We start from the raw sequence: 17533 nt of genomic DNA on the forward strand, positions 1-17533 counted from the left end.
CTGCCAAGCGTTAGGCCGCATCCCTCCGGCGCGCCCTCATGGCAGCGGCGCGCCCAAACTCCCCCGAAAGGAGAGACCTATGAAAATCCTGATGGTTCTGACATCGCATGACGAACTGGGCGACACCGGCAACAAAACCGGCTTCTGGCTCGAAGAATTCGCCGCGCCCTATTACGTCTTCAAAGACGCGGGCGCTGATGTGACCCTCGCCTCGCCCAAGGGCGGCCAGCCGCCGCTTGATCCCAACAGCGACAGCGAAGACGCGCAGACTGAGGCCACCCGCCGCTTCAAAGACGACGACGCCGCGCAAAAAGCGCTGGCCTCGACCAAGGTGCTGGGCGATGTGGATGCGGATGGCTTCGACGCGATCTTCTACCCCGGTGGCCACGGCCCGCTGTGGGATCTGGCCAATGACGCTGACAGCAAGCGCCTGATCGAGACCTTCTGGGCCTCCGACCGCCCCGTTGGCGCCGTTTGCCACGCGCCTGCGGTGTTCAAGGACACCCAAGCCGACGGCAAGCCGCTGGTCTCTGGCAAGCGCGTCACCGGCTTCACCAACACCGAGGAAGAGGGCGTTGGCCTCACCGATGTGGTGCCCTTCTTGGTCGAAGATATGCTGAAGAAAAACGGCGGCGACTACAGCAAGGGTGACGATTGGGCGTCTTACGTGCTGGTCGACGGCAAGCTGGTCACCGGCCAGAACCCCGCCTCTTCGGAAGAAGCGGCGAAAGAGATGCTGGCACTGTTGAAGTAACGGCATGAGGGGGCGCAGCCGCGCCCCCTTCCCCGCCCGGAGGAACCGCCGGTGGTCGCGGCGTGTTTTACCTCTGAAAGGAGCCTCCGACATGGCAGATTATGACCGCAGCACCGGCGCCCCATGGAGCGCCGCAGACCTTGAGCAGCTTCGCATTCTGGCGGCAGAGGGCACAGCGCCCTCCGTGATCGCCGTACAACTGGGCCGCAGCGAAGAGGCGATCGCCCATCGGGCCGCGCAGGACGGCATCAGCCTGCCCCCCGCCAGCCTGAACCCCTATGACCCCGACACGTTAGACCGATAGCAACGCGCGCCCGTTCTTCTTATGCTTTTCGATCAGCCGTTTTTGCACCGCCCCGGGTGGGATCGGATGCGCGGATGCGCCAAAACCGTCGCCCGCGACCAAGGTGGGAAAGAGTGTGGCAAATTCTTCGCGCTGCGCATGACTTAGGGTGCCGATCGTCTCGGCGTTCAGTAGGAAGCTCTCGCTCGGCGCGCCCTCGGCATAGACGACCTCGTGCTGTTTAAAGATCAGGTGGAAATATTCCACCTGCGCCACACGATCGTCGATATGCACCCCCGGCAGTTCGGTCAGCCGGATGGCGGCGACGAGCACCGCCATGGCCCCGCAAACCCGCTTCACGATTCCCGAGCGCGCAACCATGCGGTGCTGCCGCGAGACCATGAGATCGCGTTTGGGCAGGCCCGCGCCCAATGCCCCAGCAGAGATCCGAATGGGATACAGCTTGGGGTTCCTCGCCAGTTCCGACGCCCCGACAGAGCGGCGCAGTGCGGCGACAAGCTCTTGATAGCCATTGCCTTGGGTCAGCACGCGCGCGCCGGGGGCCAAGGTTTCGACCGGCAGATCGCCCTTATCGGTGGTGATCAAGGTGCCGCGCGTGAAACAGGCCACACCGGTCGAGACGAGATCCCCCTCCTCGCGCATCGTGTCGATGTCGGTCTTCCAATCCAGACTTCCCACAAGCCCACCCTCCGGGAGAGCGGAGAAATCAACAGTCATGGTGGTGAAAAGATCCCCCGCAGGCGGGCTGCCCGCCAGATTGACGATGCCAGTGTAGGTCACCTCAAGATCACTGGCCAAATCCCGCGAATCTGCATTCACCTGGAAGGGAAATCCCTCTAGCGACGTGGGTGTAGAGCCGCCATTCGGATCGTCATCCGGGGCTGTGGTGGTATCGAAAACCGAACTGGCGGGCTGGAGGTCGATCTCCATAGTGGCCAGCGGTTTGGTCGTTTCCAGATGATGCCAGTCATAGCCAAAGGACATCTGCGTGTTCTCGCCAACCGCCGCGCCATTCGTATAGGGGTCTGTCGCGTGCCAAGTCAGTGTCTCGGTCGTGCCGTCCGCATAGGTCAGCGTGATCCGCGCCCCATCCAAATCGACACCGCGCGAACTGGTATCGTCGCGGATGCCGTGGACCGTTTCATGGGGGTCTTCGTCCAACCTGTTGATTACAATTCCGGGCATAAACATCCCCACCTTTTTTAAATAACCTGCCGACAAACAGCATAAATTGCCGCGCCACCCGCGCGGAATCCCTGCACAATGGCCTATCGTTAAGCCACATTGTCCATAAGGTGGGGTAGGAGCATGGCCATGGCGAGGGTTTATTAAGGCAACATTAAGCAGCTACCCGATACGCAAAAAGCCCCGCCGAATAGGCGGGGCTTTCGCTTGGCCTTGAGGTGATTTACTTCGAAAAGTGGTCTTTCAAGAAGCCAGACACCTGCTCAATCGCCGCTTCGGGCGCGGGGGTGCCCGCAATGGGGTTGAGCATGGCAAAGTCGTGGATCGAGAAATCATAGCGCGTGCCCTCGGTCTCCACGCCCGCTTTGACCAGCTTGGCCCCAAAGGCTTCCCCTTCGTCGCGCAACACATCGTTTGCGCCTGTAATCACGAGCGAAGGCGGCAGATCGGCCAACGCTTCGGTGTCATAGTTCAACGGAGAGATCATCGGATCCATCGGATCGGCGTCCTCAGGCAGATAGGCGTTCCAGAACCACTCCATCGAGGCTTTGGTCAACCACGGGCCATCAGCGAATTCCTCGTAAGAGCCGCTGGTCAGATCAGCGGTGGTGACCGGGTAGATCATGGCCAGCGCGTCGAGGTCCGGGCCGCCCTGTTCTTTGGCCATCTGCGCCACGACCGCGACCATCTGGCCACCGACAGAATCGCCCGCCAAAGCCAATTGGTTGGCATCAATACCGAAATCAGCGGCATTCTCTGCAACATGTTTCAGCACCGCGAAATCCTGCTCAAGCTGCACGGGGTGCTTCTGCTCGGGCGCCGGGACGTAGTCGACAAAGACATAGGCCGCGCCTGTCTGGTTTGCCAGCTCACGGATCATGCGTTCATGGGTCGTGAAATTGCCCAGGATCCAGCCGCCACCGTGGAAGTAAAGCACGCCCGGCAATGCCTCATCACCGGCATCCGCGGGCTTTACCACGACCACATCCGTCTGTCCGGTGGGGCCGATTTCCAGTGTCATTTTCTCGACCGAGGCATCGGGCATCTCGACATCTGCCTTTGTCTGCGTGTCGATCAAGACCTGCCGCGCCTCTTCCGGCGATAGCTCGTTGATGGGGGTCGAGCCTTCAAGGCTGTCGATAAACTCCTGCGTCTGCGCCTGTAGCACGACTTTGTCTTTATCGGCATGCGCCTCGGCAAAGGCGGTCGCGGGCACCAGCGCGCCAATCGCGGCACCGGTTAGCAGTTGGCGTAGGGAAAGTGTCATTGAATGTCTTCCTTCCTGAATGTGTCCTGCTGGCACAACAGATGGCTCTTGGGGCAGTTCAATGACATTTTCTTGAGGATCCCCTTCGGTCCTTCTGCGTCTGCCCAAACGCAAAAAGCCCCGCCGTGGGGCGGGGCTTTCTAAAACTCAATGCAACGCCAGCTTAGGCTGCCAGTGCGTCCTGCGCCTGTTTGACGATCGCGCCAAAGGCCTCGGGCTCATGCACGGCCAGATCGGCCAGAACCTTACGGTCCACTTCGATACCGGCCAGCGACAGACCGTTGATGAAGCGGCTGTATGTCAGCGCTTCGTCGTGGCTGCGCACGGCGGCGTTGATCCGCTGGATCCACAGCGCGCGGAAGTTGCGCTTGCGGTTCTTGCGGTCACGGGTTGCATATTGGTTGGCCTTGTCGACCGCCTGTGTGGCGACCTTGAAGACGTTCTTGCGCCGACCATAATAGCCTTTTGCGGCTTTGATGATCTTCTTGTGACGCGCGTGGGTGACTGTACCACCTTTAACTCGGGACATCTCGGTACTCCTATATCAGCGGGCGTAGGGCATGAAGCCCTTGATGATCTTTGCATCGGGCTCGGACAGTGTTGTCGTGCCGCGTGCGTTACGGATGAACTTGTTGGTCCGCTTGATCATACCGTGCTGTTTGCCAGCTTGGCTGCCGATGACCTTACCAGTCGCCGAGACCTTAAAGCGCTTTTTGGCGCTCGATTTCGTCTTCATCTTGGGCATTTCCGTCTCCGTCTTTTGAGTTCGGTATAAACACGACTCGGCATGCCACTTGAGGCCGGTCGTGCAGGCTAAGATGCGACGTATAGGCGCGCTCGGGCCAGGATGCAAGAGGTTTTGAGCAGCGCTGTGGACGCGCTTAAGGCAACAGGTCCGCCGCCACGGAAACGAAGACATCCGGCAGCGTCTCGAAGGAATAGCGCCCCGGATTTTTCTGCAGGGCAAAGACGATCAGCCCGGCAGCAATTAAGATCGTGATGGCCGAGGCGCGCGGCGACCGACGGTCGGTCACCGCAGAGAGGATCGAAGGGATCGACAGCACCGCCAGAACGATGCCGACCACCATTGCCAAGTCAGAGTTCACACGCAACATCCCCCTTGTTGAGGAATGCTACTCCGGATCGGAGGCGTAAATCAAACGTTCGTCACAGGGCGCCACGCGCAGAATATTGGTGCTGCCCGGCACGTTGAAAGGCACACCGGCCGTCACCACGATATGATCCTCCGGCCCGGCGTAGCCCTCTGACAATGCCGCCCGCGCGGCGCTGAGGACGGCCAGTTTGAACCGGTCATGCCCATCGGTGATGATGCAATTCGTGCCCCAGCTCAGCGCCAGACGGCGCGCGGTATTGACCAGTGGCGACAGCGCGATGATCGGCACGCGGGGGCGTTCGCGCGCGGTCAGCAGCGCGGTGGTGCCCGATTGGGTGAAACAGCAGATCGCCTTGATGTCCGTCGTCTCGGCAATCTCACGCGCGGCGGCGACGATCCCGTCGGCCACGGTGGTACGGTCCGCCGTGCGCGAAGATTCGATGATCTGCGTATAGGTCGGATCGGCCTCGACCTCTTGGGCGACGTTATCCATCGTCGCCACGGCCTCCAGCGGGTAATCCCCGGCGGCTGATTCCGCACTCAGCATCACCGCATCCGCGCCTTCATAGATCGCCGTGGCCACGTCCGACACTTCGGCGCGGGTCGGCATCGGGCTTTCGATCATCGATTCGAGCATCTGAGTCGCCACGATCACCGGCTTGGCCGCCGCCCGGCATTTGCGCACCAGACGCTTCTGGATCGGCGGCACGTTCTGCACGGGCAGTTCCACGCCCAGATCGCCGCGCGCCACCATGATGCCATCGCTGACATCCAAGATCGCCTCGAAACGCTCCACCGCCGCGGGCTTTTCGATTTTCGACAGGATCGCCGCCCGGCCTTTGACCAGATCGCGCGCCTCGGTCACATCCTCGGGCCGCTGGACAAAGCTGAGGGCGAGCCAGTCGACACCCAACTCGCAGACGAACTCCAGATCAGCGCGGTCCTTCTCAGACAGGGCGGCCAAGGGCAGCAGCACGTCGGGCACGTTCACGCCCTTGCGGTTCGAGATCACACCGCCCGTCACGACTTCGCAATCGGCAAAATCAGGGCCACAGTCGCGCACCTTCAGACGGATTTTACCGTCATTGACCAACAAGCTCGCGCCCGGCTCAAGGGCTGCGAAAATTTCGGGATGGGGCAGGCAAACACGGGCCGCATCGCCCGGCGCCTCATCAAGATCAAGCCGGAAGGATGCCCCTTCTTCCAAGGTCGGCCCGTCGCCCTCGAAAACGCCCACGCGCAGCTTCGGCCCCTGAAGGTCAGCCAAAATGCCGATCGCGCCGCCGGTCTCTTTCTCGATCTCGCGGATGATACGGTGCTTTTCGCGGATCTCTTCATGGCTGCCGTGGCTCATGTTGAGCCGGAAAACATCTGCACCGGCGTTGTGCAATGCCGCGATCACCTCTCGGGTTTCGGAGGCTGGCCCGAGTGTGGCCACGATCTTTACATTGCGCAAACGTCTCATATCTGTTCCTTCATATCCTATGTCCCCAAAGCGAATGTTAACGATAACATCGCCTATCCGGTGGCCTAGCGCCCCCATGAGTGCCTGTCAAAGGTTTCATCAGAATGACGGCCCCTCGCGGTTCCGTCCAGTGATATGAGAAGGAAGCTGTCATGCCCAGCCAACAAGAGATCGAACTTCAAGCCGCCGCCTTTCGCCGGTTGCAGAAACACCTGATGGAAGACCGGACCGATGTGCAGAACATCGACATGATGAACCTCGCCGGATTTTGCCGCAACTGCCTGTCGCGTTGGTATCAGGAGGCCGCTAACGAGCGCGGCATCGACATGGGCAAGGACGAGGCGCGCGAGCTTTTCTACGGGATGACCATGGACGCATGGAAAGCCAACTATCAGACCGAAGCGAAAGACAGCCAGAAAGAGGCGTTCAAGGCGGCGTTTGAAGAGAATGTCGGCAAAGGCTGAACAACCCGTCGAGCCGAAAAAATACACCGTCAAATGATAGCATTGACCATGATCGCGAAACACTCACCACCGGCGCGGCGTGAGTGAAACCGCCAATGGGGCAGGTATTCGGGGCTTTCTTTTCGGTGCCCCCATGCCTGCCCTTTTCGCCTGCATCGCTGAGCTTCGGCCCCCACCGCCCCGAAGGGGGCCGCTCAAAACATGTAGAGCACCAGCCAATCGGCCTTCACCGCCGGGCGCTCTGCCCCCTCAATCTCAACCGTCGCGGCGAAGCGGGTCATCAGATTGCCCCGCCCCCGCGTCTGCGCCTCTGCCAGAGTAAACCGCCCCCGGATACGCTTGCCCGAATGCACTGCTGCGACAAAACGCACGCTGTCGAACCCGTAGTTGATCGAGGCCTTCGCCCCCGTCATCACCGGCAGCGCGCCATAAGCCATGCCCGACATCATCGACAGCGTCAGCATCCCATGCGCCACGGTGCCGCCGAAATCCGTTTCCGCCGCGCGCACTGGATCAACATGGATGAACTGGTGATCTTCGGTCACATCGGCAAAGGCGTCGATCCGCGCCTGATCCATCATGAACCACGGCGAGACGCCCAATTCGCACCCCACGGCGGCTTCCATCTCTGCCCGGTCAATCTCGTTGCGCATCATGGCCTCCTCACTTTGCGCCACACTATCCGCGATGGTCAGACCTGCGAAAGCCCTTGCGTCCGACCGGGCAAGTCCCATGCTGGGCCAAGCCAAAGCCGGAGGCATCATGAACACCCCAATCCTCGCCCTTATCATCGTGGCCGTCGCGGGCGCGGCTGTCGCCCTGCAGACCCCGATCAACGCCGCCTTGGGCCGCAACATCGGCAGCGGAGTCGCTGCGGCGGCGGTATCTTTTGGCGTGGGTTTCGCAATCCTGCTGGCGGTGCTGCTGCTGCGCGGAGAGTTGGGCGCCCTGCCCCGCGCGGCTTCGGCTTCGCCGGTCTTGCTGCTGGGTGGTGTGCTGGGGGCGTTCTACGTCTGGTCGGTGCTTTGGGCGATCCCGACGCTGGGCGCGCTGACGGTGATCTCGGCGCTGATCCTCGGCCAGTTGAGCGCGGCGCTGGTGATTGATGCCACGGGGCTTTTGGGCCTAACGGTACAGGCCATCACCCCCACCCGCATCGCCGCCGCCGCGCTGGTGGCGGCGGGGCTGGTTTTATCGCGGTTCTGAGCGTCAGATCGCGGTTTTGCGCATCTCTTCGAGATAGATTTCCCGCAGACGGGGCGCCAATTTGCCCGGCGTGCCGCTGCCGATCTTGGCGCCGTCAATCTCAACCACGGGGGTCACGAAAGCACTGGCCGAGGTCACAAACGCCTCATCCGCCTGCTGCGCCTCTTCGATGGTAAAGTTACGCTCTTCCACCTGCATCTGCGCTTCACGGGCCAGTTCCAGCACCGCCTTGCGGGTGATGCCGTGCAAGATATCGCTAGAGGTCTCGCGCGTGACGATCTTGCCGTCTTTCACGATATAGGCGTTGTTCGATGTGCCCTCGGTGACGAAACCGTCTTCGACCATCCAAGCGTCTTCGACACCCGCCTTCTTGGCCATCATCTTGCCCATCGACGGGTAGAGCAGTTGCACCGTTTTAATGTCACGACGGCCCCAGCGGATGTCTTCGATGCTGATCACGCGGATGCCGTCACGCGCGGCTGGATTGTCGGCAAGACCCGATTTTGACTGGGTGAACAGCACCAGCGAGGGCGCGGTGGTTTCTGGATCAGGGAAAGCGAAATCACGGTCGCCGTCAGAGCCGCGCGTCACCTGAAGGTAAATCAGTCCGTCTTTGATGTCGTTCAGGCGCACCAATTCGCGGTGAATTTCCAACAGTTCTTCGGTGGTGGCAGGCGCGCGCATGTCGAGCTCGTTCATCGAGCGGGTCAACCGTTCGGCATGGCCATCAAAAGCGATCAGCTTGCCATCCAACACGCTCGTCACCTCATAGACCCCATCGGCCATCAGAAACCCCCGATCAAAGATCGAGACCTTGGCCTGATCCTCGGGCAGGTATTCGCCGTTTACATAGACAGTTCGCATGGTCACCCCCAGAGCGCGGCCACGGGGGGATGCACGCCCGCGCCGTCGAATTTCAAAGCATTGTCGCGGTCTTCGGCCAGAAGCAGCGGGCCGTCAAGATCCACCACCTTCGCGCCTTGGGCCACCAGCGTCGCCGGAGCCATCGCCAGCGACGATCCGACCATGCAGCCGACCATCACGTCGAACCCTTCGGCCCGCGCCGCATCGCGCAGCGCCAGCGCTTCGGTCAGGCCACCGGTCTTGTCGAGCTTGATGTTCACCACATCGTATTTGCCCTTGAGGCCAGGCAGGCTGGCGCGGTCATGGCAGCTCTCATCCGCGCAGACGGGCACCGGGCGGTCCATGCCCAAAAGCGCGTCGTCTTCGCCCGCGGGCAAGGGTTGTTCGACCAATGCCACGCCAAGGCGCACCAGATGGGGCGCAAGGTCGGCGTAGACCTCTGCCGACCAGCCCTCATTGGCGTCGATGATGATGGTGGCATCGGGCGCACCTGCGCGCACGGCTTCGAGCCGGGGCATGTCATCAGGCGTGCCGAGCTTGATCTTGAGCAGGGGCCGATGGCTGTGTTTCGCGGCCTGCGCGCGCATCGCCTCGGGCGCGTCCAGTGACAAGGTATAGGCCGTGACTTCCGGCCCCGGGGCCGTCAGCCCGGCCAGTTCCCAAACGCGCTTGCCCGCGCGTTTGGCTTCCAGATCCCACAGCGCGCAGTCGACAGCGTTGCGGGCCGCCCCGGCGGGCAGCAGATCATAAAGTGCGGCACGGGTGATATCGCCGGGCAGGCCGTTGATCTCAGCCGTGACCGATTCGAGCGTTTCGTCGTAGCGCGCGTAGGGCACGCATTCGCCCCAGCCGGTCACGCCACCATCGGTGATGCGCACGGTCAGAACCTTGGCCTCGGTCCGCGAACCACGGCTGATGGTAAAGACCTGCGCCAGTTTGAACGTATCAGCGGTAACGTCGATCTGCATGGTCATAGCGCCGCCAGCGCATCGGCCAGTCGCGCCGCCCCTTGGCGGAAGGGATCGACCGCAGGCAGGCCAAGACGCTCTTCGACTTCGGCCAGATAGGCATCCGCCTCGGCTTCGGACATGTGGTAGGTGTTGACCGAAATGCCGACGACCTTGCAGGCGGAGTTCGCCACATGGGCCAGTGTCAGCGCCACGTCGCGGACCGCTTCCATGCTGGGCAAGCTGTATTCCGGCAGGCCGCGCATATGGGTCCGGGTTGGCTCATGGCAGAGGATCAGCGCATCGGGTTGGCCGCCGTGGATCAGCGCCATGGTCACGCCTGAGTAGGAGACATGGAACAGGCTGCCCTGCCCTTCGATGATATCCCAATGGTCGTCATCATTGTCGGGCGTGAGATATTCCACCGACCCGGCCATGAAATCGGCGATCACGGCATCCAGCGGCACGCCTTCGCCAGTGATCAGGATGCCGGTCTGGCCGGTGGCGCGGAAGGTGCTTTTCATGCCCTTTTCGCGCATGGCCTCGTCCAGCGCCAAAGCCGTGTACATCTTTCCGACCGAGCAATCGGTGCCCACGGCCAAGACCCGCTTGCCGCTGCGTTTCTTGCCGTCTGCAATGGGATATTCGACGCTGGGCACGCGCACGTCATGCAATGTGGTGCCGCTCGCCTTGGCGGCGGCGACCAGATCGGCTTCGTTGCGCAGCAAATTATGCAGGCCCGAGGCGATGTCGAAACCCATGTTCAGCGCCTCGATCAGCACTTCTTTCCAAGCCGCGCTGATTTTACCGCCACGGTTGGCGACGCCGATGACCAAAGTCTCGGCCCCTGCCTCGCGCGCTTCGGCCAGCGTCATGTCTTGCAGGCCGAGATCGGCCTTGCAGCCTTCCATGCGGAATTGGCCCACAGCGTTGTCGGGCCGCCAGTCTTTGATGCCTTGGGCGACCTTGGCGGACAGAGAGTCAGGCGCGTCGCCCAAAAACAGCAGATAAGGGGTTTTGATCATGGCAAGTCTCCGGCATTGATTTTGTCCGCATATTGCGCGCGAGAATACGCAAGTGCGTGGCGTTGTCGACGTGATAGCGCAAATTTGCGCTGTAATTCCGGCAAATTACCGTTCACCGCGCAAAAATCGTGCGTCACGCTTTACCGGCTGCAAAACGGACGAAATGCTGCGAGTGCGAAATCTCCTTGCGATTGGCGGCGCAATTTCATACCAGAATGGCGAACCCTAATGAAACATTATTACCCATAGGTGCCCCATGAGCTTTCGCATTCAGCCTGCCGCCCCTGCCCGTCCGAACCGCTGCCAGTTGTTTGGCCCCGGTTCCCGCCCGGCGATCTTTGAGAAAATGGCAGCCTCAGATGCGGATGTGATTAACCTCGACCTTGAGGACAGCGTCGCGCCGTCGGACAAAGACAGCGCCCGCGAAAATATCATCAAGGCGATTTCGGAGATCGACTGGGGTAAAAAGACGCTTTCGGTCCGGATCAACGGGTTGGACACGCCCTATTGGTATCGCGACGTCGTCGATCTGCTGGAACAGGCGGGGCCGCGTCTCGATCAGATCATGATCCCCAAAGTTGGCTGCGCGGCGGATGTCTATGCTGTTGACGCGCTCGCGACCGCTGTCGAGACCGCCATGGGCCGCGAGAAGAAAATTAGCTTTGAGGTGATCATCGAATCCGCGGCGGGCATCGCCCATGTGGAAGAGATCGCTGCCGCTTCGCCTCGCCTGCAAGCGATGTCGCTGGGGGCTGCCGATTTCGCGGCCTCAATGGGGATGCAGACCACCGGCATCGGTGGCACGCAGGAAAACTACTATATGCAGCGCGGTGAGCAAAAGCATTGGTCCGACCCATGGCACTGGGCGCAGGCCGCCATCGTCGCCGCCTGCCGCACCCATGGCGTGCTGCCTGTCGACGGGCCCTTTGGCGATTTTTCGGATGACGAGGGTTTCCGCGCGCAGGCGCGGCGGTCGGCGACATTGGGGATGGTGGGCAAATGGGCGATCCACCCCAAACAGGTCGCGCTGAGCAACGAGGTTTTCACGCCCTCCGAGGAGGCCGTGGCCGAGGCGCGGGAGATTCTCGCGGCGATGGAAGAAGCCAAGGCGAAGGGCGAAGGGGCGACGGTCTATAAGGGGCGTCTGGTGGATATCGCCAGCATCAAACAGGCCGAGGTGATTGTGCGCCAGTCCGAGATGATCGCCGGGGGCTGAGCGCCTGTGGCAGACCGCCGGGGGCGCTGCCCCCGGACCCCCGCGGGTATTTGAAAAAGGATGAAGAGGTTAGGGTCTGCGCCTGCCTGCCTGTCAAACCCGCGTTGCAAACCGGCGCGTTGCGCTCCATATAACAGGGCAACAAGCCGGAGCATGCAATGACCCAATATTTGGATTTCGAAAAACCGCTGGCCGAGATCGAAGGCAAGGCGGAAGAGCTGCGGGCATTGGCCCGGTCCAACGAAGAGATGGACATCACCGATGAGGCCCGCGCGCTGGACAAAAAAGCGGCGGGGATGCTCGAAGACCTTTATGGCTCATTGACGCCATGGCGCAAATGTCAGGTGGCGCGTCATCCAGAGCGGCCCCATTGCAAAGACTATATCGAAGCGCTTTTCACGGAATTCACACCGCTGGCAGGCGACCGCAATTTTGCCGATGATCTGGCCGTCATGGGCGGGCTGGCGCGGTTTAACGATACGCCGGTGGTGGTGATTGGCCATGAGAAAGGCAATGACACCAAGAGCCGGATCGAGCGCAATTTCGGCATGGCGCGACCTGAGGGCTATCGCAAAGCGGTCCGGCTGATGGAATTGGCGGATAAATTTAATCTGCCGGTTGTGACCATCGTCGATACGCCCGGTGCCTATCCCGGCAAGGGCGCTGAGGAGCGTGGCCAGTCTGAGGCGATTGCCCGCTCGACGGAAAAATGCCTGCAGATTGGTGTGCCCCTGATCAGCGTGATCGTCGGCGAAGGCGGCTCTGGCGGGGCGGTGGCTTTTGCCACGGCGAACAGTGTCGCGATGCTGGAGCATTCGGTTTATTCGGTGATCACGCCCGAAGGCTGTGCGTCGATCCTGTGGAAAGACAGCGAGAAGATGCGCGAAGCGGCTGAGCAGATGCGTTTGACGGCGAATGAGCTTAAGACCCTTGGTGTCATTGACCGGATCATTCCCGAACCGATGGGCGGCGCGCATCGTCATGCCGAAGAGTCGATCAACGCAGTGGGCAAGTCGATCGAAGCCATGCTCAAGGAACTCAACGGCAAGGACGGCAAGACTTTGGTCAAAGAGCGCCGGACCAAGTTCCTTGAGATGGGCCGTAAAGGGCTGGCGGCCTAGGCCAGCCGCCGCCGAAAACGCGGATCAGGCGTGATTTGATCGAAACCGGCGGCGCGGTAGAACCCCTGCGCGCGCCGGTTTTTTGTATCTGTTCCCACCGTCACATAGCTGCATCCCTGCGCCTTTGCATGGTCCAGCGCGGCGTCGACCAGTGCTTTGCCGATGCCGCGCCCGCGCGCGGTGTCGCAGACAAAGAGGTGGTGAAGGTCCATCCCCCTTGCGCCGAATTGCAACTGCATCTGCGGGCAGAGCGCCGCATAGCCATGCAGGCCGGTCGCGCCTTCGGCGACCAAGAGTGTCAGCCAAGGCGTGGGGCCAAGGCAGTCCCGTTCCAGCGCCGCAAGCGTGAGTGTGGCGGTGTCGCCGTGGTAGGCGGCCAGCGCGTGGGCCAGATCGAGGACCATTGGGAGGTCGGATTTTTGGGCGGGTCGAATGGGGGGCATGTCGTCTCTTTCTGTGATCGCCACAGGGAGACAAGCAAAGCCGCGCTGTGGCGGCTTGTGGATATGGGAATAGGTGCCGCGCCGGTTAGGAGCGGGGATAATAGACTGTTGTGAAGCAGGTCTGTTCCATGAAGCGTAGATGCGCCTCTGCCGCGCACCTGTCAAGCGCCGCATATGTGACCCGGTGTGAGTTGCAAACGGCCTCAACGCAGCCGATATTTATACTACAGGGCGTCTGCGACACCCCTGTGCCGCCGGATGCCCTTGTTGATCACATCAAAAGGGAGCCTGTCATGTATAAACGTATTCTCACCGCCGCCCTGCTCTTTGGCATGGCCTGCACCGGGCCACCGGCTTGGGCTCAGGCTCTGGCCTGCGCCCCGCGCGCGGCGCTCGCCGCGCAATTGGAAACCGACTATGGCGAGATCCTCTCAGCGCGGGGGCTTCAAAATCCGGACGCGTTGCTCGAGGTCTTTGCCTCTCAGAAGAGTGGCAGCTTTACTATGCTGATAAGCCGGCCCGATGGCATAAGTTGCATTCTATCGACCGGTACGCATTGGATGGTCGAGCCTGTCGTGCCGCCGAAAAAGGGCGCGGCGAGCTGAGCATGGGTCGGCAGTCAGCTGGCCAGCATCCGTAGGCCTTGAGTCACATCTGAGCGCACCGCCAGCCGCAGCCCCGGCTCATCCCCGGCGCGCAGGGCGGCGATGATCAGCCGGTGGAAATGCGGCGGCTCGGTCCGGCGCAGGCGGCCATAGAGCGCGCGCATGGTGGGGCCGAGTTGCAGCCAAACTGTTTCCGCCATGGCGAGCATGGCGGGTGCTTGGGCGCGCAGATAAAGCGTTCGGTGGAATTCGAGGTTGGTGCGGATGTAGCTGACCGCATCACGGTGGGCCACGGCCTCGGCGATATTGGTGTTGATGGTCTGCATCCGCTCGATCAGCGCCATATGCGCCCGCGGCAAGGCGCGTGACGCGAGTTCGACCTCCAAAAGCGCGCGGAGGGCGGCCAATTCCTCAATCCGTTCATTGCTGAGTTCGGGCGTGGAGATGCGCCCAGAGGCCGACATCGTCAGCGCACCTTCTGCCGCCAAACGCCGCACCGCTTCGCGCGCGGGTGTCATGGAGACCTCATATTCCTTGCCGATGCCGCGCAGGGTCAGCGCGTGACCGGGCGGCAGATCGCCGTGCATGATCCGCGCGCGCAGGCGGCGGTAGACACGATCATGGGCCAGCGGTGTGGCCTCGACAGGGCGGGGGCTGAGGTTCATGATGCGGTTGTGATCACAAACGAGCCACCCGTCAAGCGCAGCATTTTGCGGCGCTGAGCACGATCACCCGTTGTCCCGGACCCTGCGGCGATTTATCGGGGATAAAACCGCCAAAGGAGACGCGCCTTGACCAAACGAAACTTCATCCGTCATGTGGTCTTTTTCTCGGCCAAAGACCCCAAGTACATTCCTACGATCGTGGCGGGGCTTTGGAAATTGGCCGACATCCCGCATTCGACAACCTTCGAGATCTGCGAAAACACCCGTGTCGATGCGCTTTCGGGCGATGTGGATGTGGTCGTCTATGCCGAATTCCCCGATGCGGAGGCACTTGCCGCCTATAAGGCGCACCCGATCTACCAAGAATCCATCGATATCGTCCGCCCGCTGCGCGACATGCGCGTGCCTGCGGACTTTTAAGGCGCAGCATGGCTGGCCCTTGCGTCCTCTTTGATACTGGCCCGCTGGGAAGCGGCACGGGTTTTCATGCGCCCCGGCGGATCATCAGTGCCCAGACCCCCGCGGAGGTGCTCGCAGCCTATGCAGCCCTTGAGGCGGCACAGGCGGGAGGCGCATGGCTTGCTGGCTATGCGAGTTACGAGCTGGGCTACCTCGGCTCTGGTAAGCTGCGCGATCTGATGCCTGCGGAGCGCGGGCTGCCCCTGCTGCGTTTCGGGGTGTTTGATGCGCCTCAACCGCACCGTTTCGACGACGCAACTGGGGATGCGAGCCTGTCTGCCCTAACGCCGGATTGGGACTTTGCCGAGTATGAGGCCGCGTTTGCGCAGGTGCAGGACTTCATCACAGCCGGGGATATCTATCAGGCCAACCTGACCTTTGGGATGGAGGGGCGTTATAGCGGCACGCCTGCCGCCCTCTATGCCCGGCTGCGGCAGCGTCAGAGGGTGGAACATGGGGCCTTCGTCGATCTTGGCGGCCCGGTCCTGCTGTCACGCTCGCCCGAGTTGTTCTTTGCGCTGACCGCGGACGGACACCTGACCGCGCGCCCGATGAAGGGCACCGCGCGGCGGGGGCGGGACGCCCATGAAGACGCCAAGCTGCGCGCCGATCTTGCCGCCTCGGAAAAGAACATGGCCGAGAACCTGATGATCGTGGACCTGCTGCGCAATGACATCAGCCGGATTGCCGAAGTGGGCAGTGTCGACGTGCCGAAACTGTTCGAGATCGAAACCTATGAGACCCTGCACCAGATGACCTCGCGGATCACGGCGCAGGTCTTGCCGGGCAAGCGGCTGGCCGAGATCTTCCACGCGCTTTTCCCCTGTGGCTCTATCACCGGCGCGCCGAAAATTCGCGCCATGCAGATCCTGCGCGCGCTAGAGCCCGCGCCGCGCGATGCCTATTGCGGGGCGGTGGGCTGGATCGCCCCCACGGGGGCCATGCAGTTCAACGTGGCGATCCGCACGGCGACCTGCCACGCGGATGGGCGGTTGCGGCTGAATGTCGGTGGTGGCGTGGTGCATGACAGCACGGCCGAGGATGAATATGCCGAAGCGCTGCTGAAAGCGCGCTTTGCGACCCTTGCCTAGAACCGGTACCGATGCAGCCCGCCGCCATGGTCGCGCAGCCATTGGCGGGGGGCCTGATAATCACCGTATATCCGCGTGACCTCGGCCCAGAAGGCGGGCGAGTGGTTCATCTGCGCCAGATGCGCGACCTCATGGGCGGCGACATAGTCCAGCACCTCGGGCGGGGTCATGATCAGCCGCCACGAGAACATCAGTCCGCCATCACTGGTACAAGACCCCCAGCGTGAGCGCGTGTCGCGCAGGGTGATCCGGGCATAGGGCCTGCCCAGCAGGGCGGCATAGTCGTCACAGGCCCCGGCGAGGCGGTCGCGGGCCACTTCGCGCAGATGCGCCGCAAGACGTTTGCCGATGCTCTCCTCCGGGCCGGGCACGAAGATTTCTTCGGGGCCGATCCGCACGCCCCTCCCTTGCATCTCACGCCCCTGCCCGCCGCGCACCCGCAGCACCTTGCCGCCCACCGGCACCTCAGCCCCCGGCGCCACGATCACATCCTCGCCCCGCGCGGCGAGATGTTGGCGAATCCAGTCCTGTTTGGTCTCGGCAAAGGCCAAAGCCTCACGCTCGGCCAGACGTTTGGGCATGGTCAGGGTGACCCGCCCGTCCAGCTGCGAGATCCGCAATGAGATGCGTCGCGCGCGCGCCGAACGGCGCAGGATCAGCGGAATCGGCGGGTTGCCGGGCAGCACAGGGTCTTTCATTACCGGAGCAACGTCCCTAGATAGAGGCCAAAGCCTTTGACAGTGCCCCCCTCATATGGCACTTGGCCGGAATCATCTACACGCAACAGCAATATTATAAAGGGGTGTTTCATGCCCAACGAAGAATGGGGAACCAAGCGCCTGTGCCCCACTACGGGCAAGCGCTTCTATGACCTCAATAAGAATCCGATCATCAGCCCCTACACGGGCGAAGAGGTCGAGGTCGATAACTCCAAGTCGCGCATGATCGCGGCGGATGCCGAGGATGCGGTCACAGCCAAAGCCAAGAAGGGCGACAAGGCGAACGACGAATCGCTGGTCGATGACGATGACTCGGTCGACGTGGATCTGGACGACGACATCCTTGATGACGAAGACGATGATGACGATACAGTTCCGCTCGACGATCTGGCCGATGTGGCCTCGGACGACGAGGACTAATTAATCGGCGGCGGGGTCAATTTTCCGCTTGATCCCGCCTCCGCCAGCGCCTAATTAGCGGCACAGAACGACCCGGATCAAATGATCCACGATGGGGCCTTAGCTCAGCTGGGAGAGCGCCTGCATGGCATGCAGGAGGTCAGCGGTTCGATCCCGCTAGGCTCCACCAAGCCTTTTGCAAAGCAAAAGGCGTCGCGCG

The 17533-nt window shown here is 61.9% G+C and carries 23 protein-coding genes and 1 tRNA gene; 11 read left to right on the forward strand and 13 right to left on the reverse strand.

The genetic code is table 11. From position 1 onward, the window contains the following. The first annotated feature begins 79 nt into the window (after positions 1-79). Positions 80-754 carry a type 1 glutamine amidotransferase domain-containing protein gene (locus B5M07_RS15495; protein WP_120351946.1) on the forward strand — a complete coding sequence of 225 codons (675 nt, stop codon included), beginning with the start codon at positions 80-82 and terminating at the stop codon, positions 752-754. 91 nt (positions 755-845) lie between these two features. Then, positions 846-1058 carry a hypothetical protein gene (locus tag B5M07_RS15500; protein WP_120351947.1) on the forward strand — a complete coding sequence of 71 codons (213 nt, stop codon included), beginning with the start codon at positions 846-848 and terminating at the stop codon, positions 1056-1058. Here B5M07_RS15500 and B5M07_RS15505 read toward each other — a convergent pair. The 6 genes from B5M07_RS15505 to pyk all read right to left on the reverse strand — a co-directional run bounded on the left by B5M07_RS15505 (position 1047) and on the right by pyk (position 6089). Next, complete coding sequence (locus B5M07_RS15505; RefSeq protein WP_162931883.1) at positions 1047-2243, reverse strand: Hint domain-containing protein; 1197 nt, start codon at positions 2241-2243, stop codon at positions 1047-1049. The genes B5M07_RS15500 and B5M07_RS15505 overlap by 12 nt on opposite strands. A 223-nt stretch (positions 2244-2466) precedes the next feature. Then, positions 2467-3510 (reverse strand): alpha/beta hydrolase, encoded by a 1044-nt coding sequence (locus B5M07_RS15510; RefSeq protein WP_120351949.1) that lies wholly within the window; start codon positions 3508-3510, stop codon positions 2467-2469. Between the two features lie 163 nt (positions 3511-3673). Next, positions 3674-4039 carry a 50S ribosomal protein L20 gene (rplT, locus tag B5M07_RS15515; protein WP_007118124.1) on the reverse strand — a complete coding sequence of 122 codons (366 nt, stop codon included), beginning with the start codon at positions 4037-4039 and terminating at the stop codon, positions 3674-3676. Positions 4040-4054: 15 nt separating this feature from the next. Next, positions 4055-4255 (reverse strand): 50S ribosomal protein L35, encoded by a 201-nt coding sequence (gene rpmI, locus B5M07_RS15520; RefSeq protein ID WP_007118125.1) that lies wholly within the window; start codon positions 4253-4255, stop codon positions 4055-4057. Between the two features lie 136 nt (positions 4256-4391). Further along, positions 4392-4616: a hypothetical protein gene (locus B5M07_RS15525; RefSeq protein WP_067624919.1), complete on the reverse strand. Its 225-nt coding sequence runs from the start codon at positions 4614-4616 to the stop codon at positions 4392-4394. A 27-nt stretch (positions 4617-4643) separates the two neighbouring features. Then, the gene (gene pyk / locus B5M07_RS15530; RefSeq protein WP_067624802.1) at positions 4644-6089 is read right to left on the reverse strand and encodes a pyruvate kinase; all 1446 of its coding nucleotides are present in this window, start codon (positions 6087-6089) and stop codon (positions 4644-4646) included. Positions 6090-6241: 152 nt separating this feature from the next. Here pyk and B5M07_RS15535 point away from each other — a divergent pair, with 152 nt between their 5' ends. After that, the gene (locus tag B5M07_RS15535) at positions 6242-6553 is read left to right on the forward strand and encodes a DUF1244 domain-containing protein (protein ID WP_120351950.1); all 312 of its coding nucleotides are present in this window, start codon (positions 6242-6244) and stop codon (positions 6551-6553) included. A 194-nt stretch (positions 6554-6747) separates the two neighbouring features. Here the strand turns inward: B5M07_RS15535 and B5M07_RS15540 are convergent, their stop codons facing one another. After that, positions 6748-7317 (reverse strand): MaoC family dehydratase, encoded by a 570-nt coding sequence (locus B5M07_RS15540; RefSeq protein ID WP_368073831.1) that lies wholly within the window; start codon positions 7315-7317, stop codon positions 6748-6750. Here B5M07_RS15540 and B5M07_RS15545 point away from each other — a divergent pair. Further along, on the forward strand, positions 7316-7759 hold the full coding sequence (locus B5M07_RS15545; RefSeq protein WP_120352292.1) for a DMT family transporter: 444 nt from the start codon (positions 7316-7318) through the stop codon (positions 7757-7759). The two genes, B5M07_RS15540 and B5M07_RS15545, sit on opposite strands and share 2 nt — an antisense overlap. Before the next feature lie 3 nt (positions 7760-7762). Here the strand turns inward: B5M07_RS15545 and B5M07_RS15550 are convergent, their stop codons facing one another. The 3 genes from B5M07_RS15550 to dgcN are packed head-to-tail and all read right to left on the reverse strand — an operon-like array spanning position 7763 to position 10595. Further along, a complete protein-coding gene (locus tag B5M07_RS15550; RefSeq protein ID WP_120351951.1) occupies positions 7763-8623 on the reverse strand; it encodes a D-amino-acid transaminase in 861 nt (286 codons plus the stop codon). A 2-nt stretch (positions 8624-8625) separates the two neighbouring features. Next, positions 8626-9591 carry an N-acetyl-D-Glu racemase DgcA gene (dgcA, locus tag B5M07_RS15555; RefSeq protein WP_120352293.1) on the reverse strand — a complete coding sequence of 322 codons (966 nt, stop codon included), beginning with the start codon at positions 9589-9591 and terminating at the stop codon, positions 8626-8628. Positions 9592-9593: 2 nt separating this feature from the next. Then, the gene (gene dgcN / locus B5M07_RS15560; RefSeq protein ID WP_120351952.1) at positions 9594-10595 is read right to left on the reverse strand and encodes an N-acetyltransferase DgcN; all 1002 of its coding nucleotides are present in this window, start codon (positions 10593-10595) and stop codon (positions 9594-9596) included. 256 nt (positions 10596-10851) lie between these two features. Here dgcN and B5M07_RS15565 point away from each other — a divergent pair, with 256 nt between their 5' ends. Further along, a complete protein-coding gene (locus B5M07_RS15565) occupies positions 10852-11811 on the forward strand; it encodes an L-malyl-CoA/beta-methylmalyl-CoA lyase (protein ID WP_120351953.1) in 960 nt (319 codons plus the stop codon). Between the two features lie 158 nt (positions 11812-11969). Then, entirely contained in the window at positions 11970-12932 is a 963-nt protein-coding gene (locus tag B5M07_RS15570) for an acetyl-CoA carboxylase carboxyltransferase subunit alpha (RefSeq protein WP_120351954.1), read from the forward strand. On the opposite strand, the gene B5M07_RS15575 is transcribed toward B5M07_RS15570, so the two are convergent. After that, positions 12929-13375, reverse strand: a complete 447-nt coding sequence (locus tag B5M07_RS15575) for a GNAT family N-acetyltransferase (RefSeq protein ID WP_162931884.1) — start codon at positions 13373-13375, stop codon at positions 12929-12931. The genes B5M07_RS15570 and B5M07_RS15575 overlap by 4 nt on opposite strands. Positions 13376-13668: 293 nt before the next feature. On the opposite strand from B5M07_RS15575, the gene B5M07_RS15580 reads away from it, so the two are divergent. Beyond that, the gene (locus B5M07_RS15580) at positions 13669-13980 is read left to right on the forward strand and encodes a hypothetical protein (protein ID WP_120351956.1); all 312 of its coding nucleotides are present in this window, start codon (positions 13669-13671) and stop codon (positions 13978-13980) included. A 14-nt stretch (positions 13981-13994) separates the two neighbouring features. On the opposite strand, the gene B5M07_RS15585 is transcribed toward B5M07_RS15580, so the two are convergent. Further along, positions 13995-14645 carry a GntR family transcriptional regulator gene (locus B5M07_RS15585; protein ID WP_067624773.1) on the reverse strand — a complete coding sequence of 217 codons (651 nt, stop codon included), beginning with the start codon at positions 14643-14645 and terminating at the stop codon, positions 13995-13997. A 126-nt stretch (positions 14646-14771) separates the two neighbouring features. Between B5M07_RS15585 and B5M07_RS15590 the strand changes: the two genes are divergently transcribed. Beyond that, the gene (locus B5M07_RS15590; protein WP_120351957.1) at positions 14772-15065 is read left to right on the forward strand and encodes a Dabb family protein; all 294 of its coding nucleotides are present in this window, start codon (positions 14772-14774) and stop codon (positions 15063-15065) included. An 8-nt stretch (positions 15066-15073) separates the two neighbouring features. Then, positions 15074-16195 carry an aminodeoxychorismate synthase component I gene (locus B5M07_RS15595; RefSeq protein ID WP_120351958.1) on the forward strand — a complete coding sequence of 374 codons (1122 nt, stop codon included), beginning with the start codon at positions 15074-15076 and terminating at the stop codon, positions 16193-16195. Here B5M07_RS15595 and B5M07_RS15600 read toward each other — a convergent pair. Continuing rightward, a complete protein-coding gene (locus B5M07_RS15600) occupies positions 16192-16893 on the reverse strand; it encodes a M48 family metallopeptidase (protein ID WP_120351959.1) in 702 nt (233 codons plus the stop codon). The two genes, B5M07_RS15595 and B5M07_RS15600, sit on opposite strands and share 4 nt — an antisense overlap. Positions 16894-17004: 111 nt before the next feature. Between B5M07_RS15600 and B5M07_RS15605 the strand changes: the two genes are divergently transcribed. Beyond that, positions 17005-17334, forward strand: coding sequence for a TIGR02300 family protein (locus B5M07_RS15605; RefSeq protein WP_120351960.1), 330 nt, complete (start codon positions 17005-17007; stop codon positions 17332-17334). A gap of 93 nt (positions 17335-17427) precedes the next feature. Further along, positions 17428-17503 (forward strand) — tRNA-Ala (locus B5M07_RS15610). Positions 17504-17533 lie beyond the last annotated feature (30 nt).

The organism is Sulfitobacter sp. D7 (assembly GCF_003611275.1).
In the GTDB taxonomy this organism is placed as follows: domain Bacteria; phylum Pseudomonadota; class Alphaproteobacteria; order Rhodobacterales; family Rhodobacteraceae; genus Sulfitobacter; species Sulfitobacter profundi.

What these genes read in the sequence shown, in the direction of transcription:
- B5M07_RS15540 (WP_368073831.1), bottom strand. Translation starts at nt 7,317, where the DNA reads ATGATGCCTCCGGCTTTGGCTTGGCCCAGCATGGGACTTGCCCGGTCG.
- B5M07_RS15595 (WP_120351958.1), top strand. Translation starts at nt 15,074, where the DNA reads ATGGCTGGCCCTTGCGTCCTCTTTGATACTGGCCCGCTGGGAAGCGGC.
- B5M07_RS15545 (WP_120352292.1), top strand. Translation starts at nt 7,316, where the DNA reads ATGAACACCCCAATCCTCGCCCTTATCATCGTGGCCGTCGCGGGCGCG.
- B5M07_RS15570 (WP_120351954.1), top strand. Translation starts at nt 11,970, where the DNA reads ATGACCCAATATTTGGATTTCGAAAAACCGCTGGCCGAGATCGAAGGC.
- B5M07_RS15495 (WP_120351946.1), top strand. Translation starts at nt 80, where the DNA reads ATGAAAATCCTGATGGTTCTGACATCGCATGACGAACTGGGCGACACC.
- rplT (WP_007118124.1), bottom strand. Translation starts at nt 4,039, where the DNA reads ATGTCCCGAGTTAAAGGTGGTACAGTCACCCACGCGCGTCACAAGAAG.
- B5M07_RS15565 (WP_120351953.1), top strand. Translation starts at nt 10,852, where the DNA reads ATGAGCTTTCGCATTCAGCCTGCCGCCCCTGCCCGTCCGAACCGCTGC.
- B5M07_RS15575 (WP_162931884.1), bottom strand. Translation starts at nt 13,375, where the DNA reads ATGCCCCCCATTCGACCCGCCCAAAAATCCGACCTCCCAATGGTCCTC.
- B5M07_RS15550 (WP_120351951.1), bottom strand. Translation starts at nt 8,623, where the DNA reads ATGCGAACTGTCTATGTAAACGGCGAATACCTGCCCGAGGATCAGGCC.
- rpmI (WP_007118125.1), bottom strand. Translation starts at nt 4,255, where the DNA reads ATGCCCAAGATGAAGACGAAATCGAGCGCCAAAAAGCGCTTTAAGGTC.
- dgcN (WP_120351952.1), bottom strand. Translation starts at nt 10,595, where the DNA reads ATGATCAAAACCCCTTATCTGCTGTTTTTGGGCGACGCGCCTGACTCT.
- B5M07_RS15535 (WP_120351950.1), top strand. Translation starts at nt 6,242, where the DNA reads ATGCCCAGCCAACAAGAGATCGAACTTCAAGCCGCCGCCTTTCGCCGG.
- B5M07_RS15605 (WP_120351960.1), top strand. Translation starts at nt 17,005, where the DNA reads ATGCCCAACGAAGAATGGGGAACCAAGCGCCTGTGCCCCACTACGGGC.
- B5M07_RS15510 (WP_120351949.1), bottom strand. Translation starts at nt 3,510, where the DNA reads ATGACACTTTCCCTACGCCAACTGCTAACCGGTGCCGCGATTGGCGCG.
- B5M07_RS15505 (WP_162931883.1), bottom strand. Translation starts at nt 2,243, where the DNA reads ATGCCCGGAATTGTAATCAACAGGTTGGACGAAGACCCCCATGAAACG.
- B5M07_RS15580 (WP_120351956.1), top strand. Translation starts at nt 13,669, where the DNA reads ATGTATAAACGTATTCTCACCGCCGCCCTGCTCTTTGGCATGGCCTGC.
- pyk (WP_067624802.1), bottom strand. Translation starts at nt 6,089, where the DNA reads ATGAGACGTTTGCGCAATGTAAAGATCGTGGCCACACTCGGGCCAGCC.
- B5M07_RS15600 (WP_120351959.1), bottom strand. Translation starts at nt 16,893, where the DNA reads ATGAAAGACCCTGTGCTGCCCGGCAACCCGCCGATTCCGCTGATCCTG.
- B5M07_RS15585 (WP_067624773.1), bottom strand. Translation starts at nt 14,645, where the DNA reads ATGAACCTCAGCCCCCGCCCTGTCGAGGCCACACCGCTGGCCCATGAT.
- B5M07_RS15500 (WP_120351947.1), top strand. Translation starts at nt 846, where the DNA reads ATGGCAGATTATGACCGCAGCACCGGCGCCCCATGGAGCGCCGCAGAC.
- dgcA (WP_120352293.1), bottom strand. Translation starts at nt 9,591, where the DNA reads ATGCAGATCGACGTTACCGCTGATACGTTCAAACTGGCGCAGGTCTTT.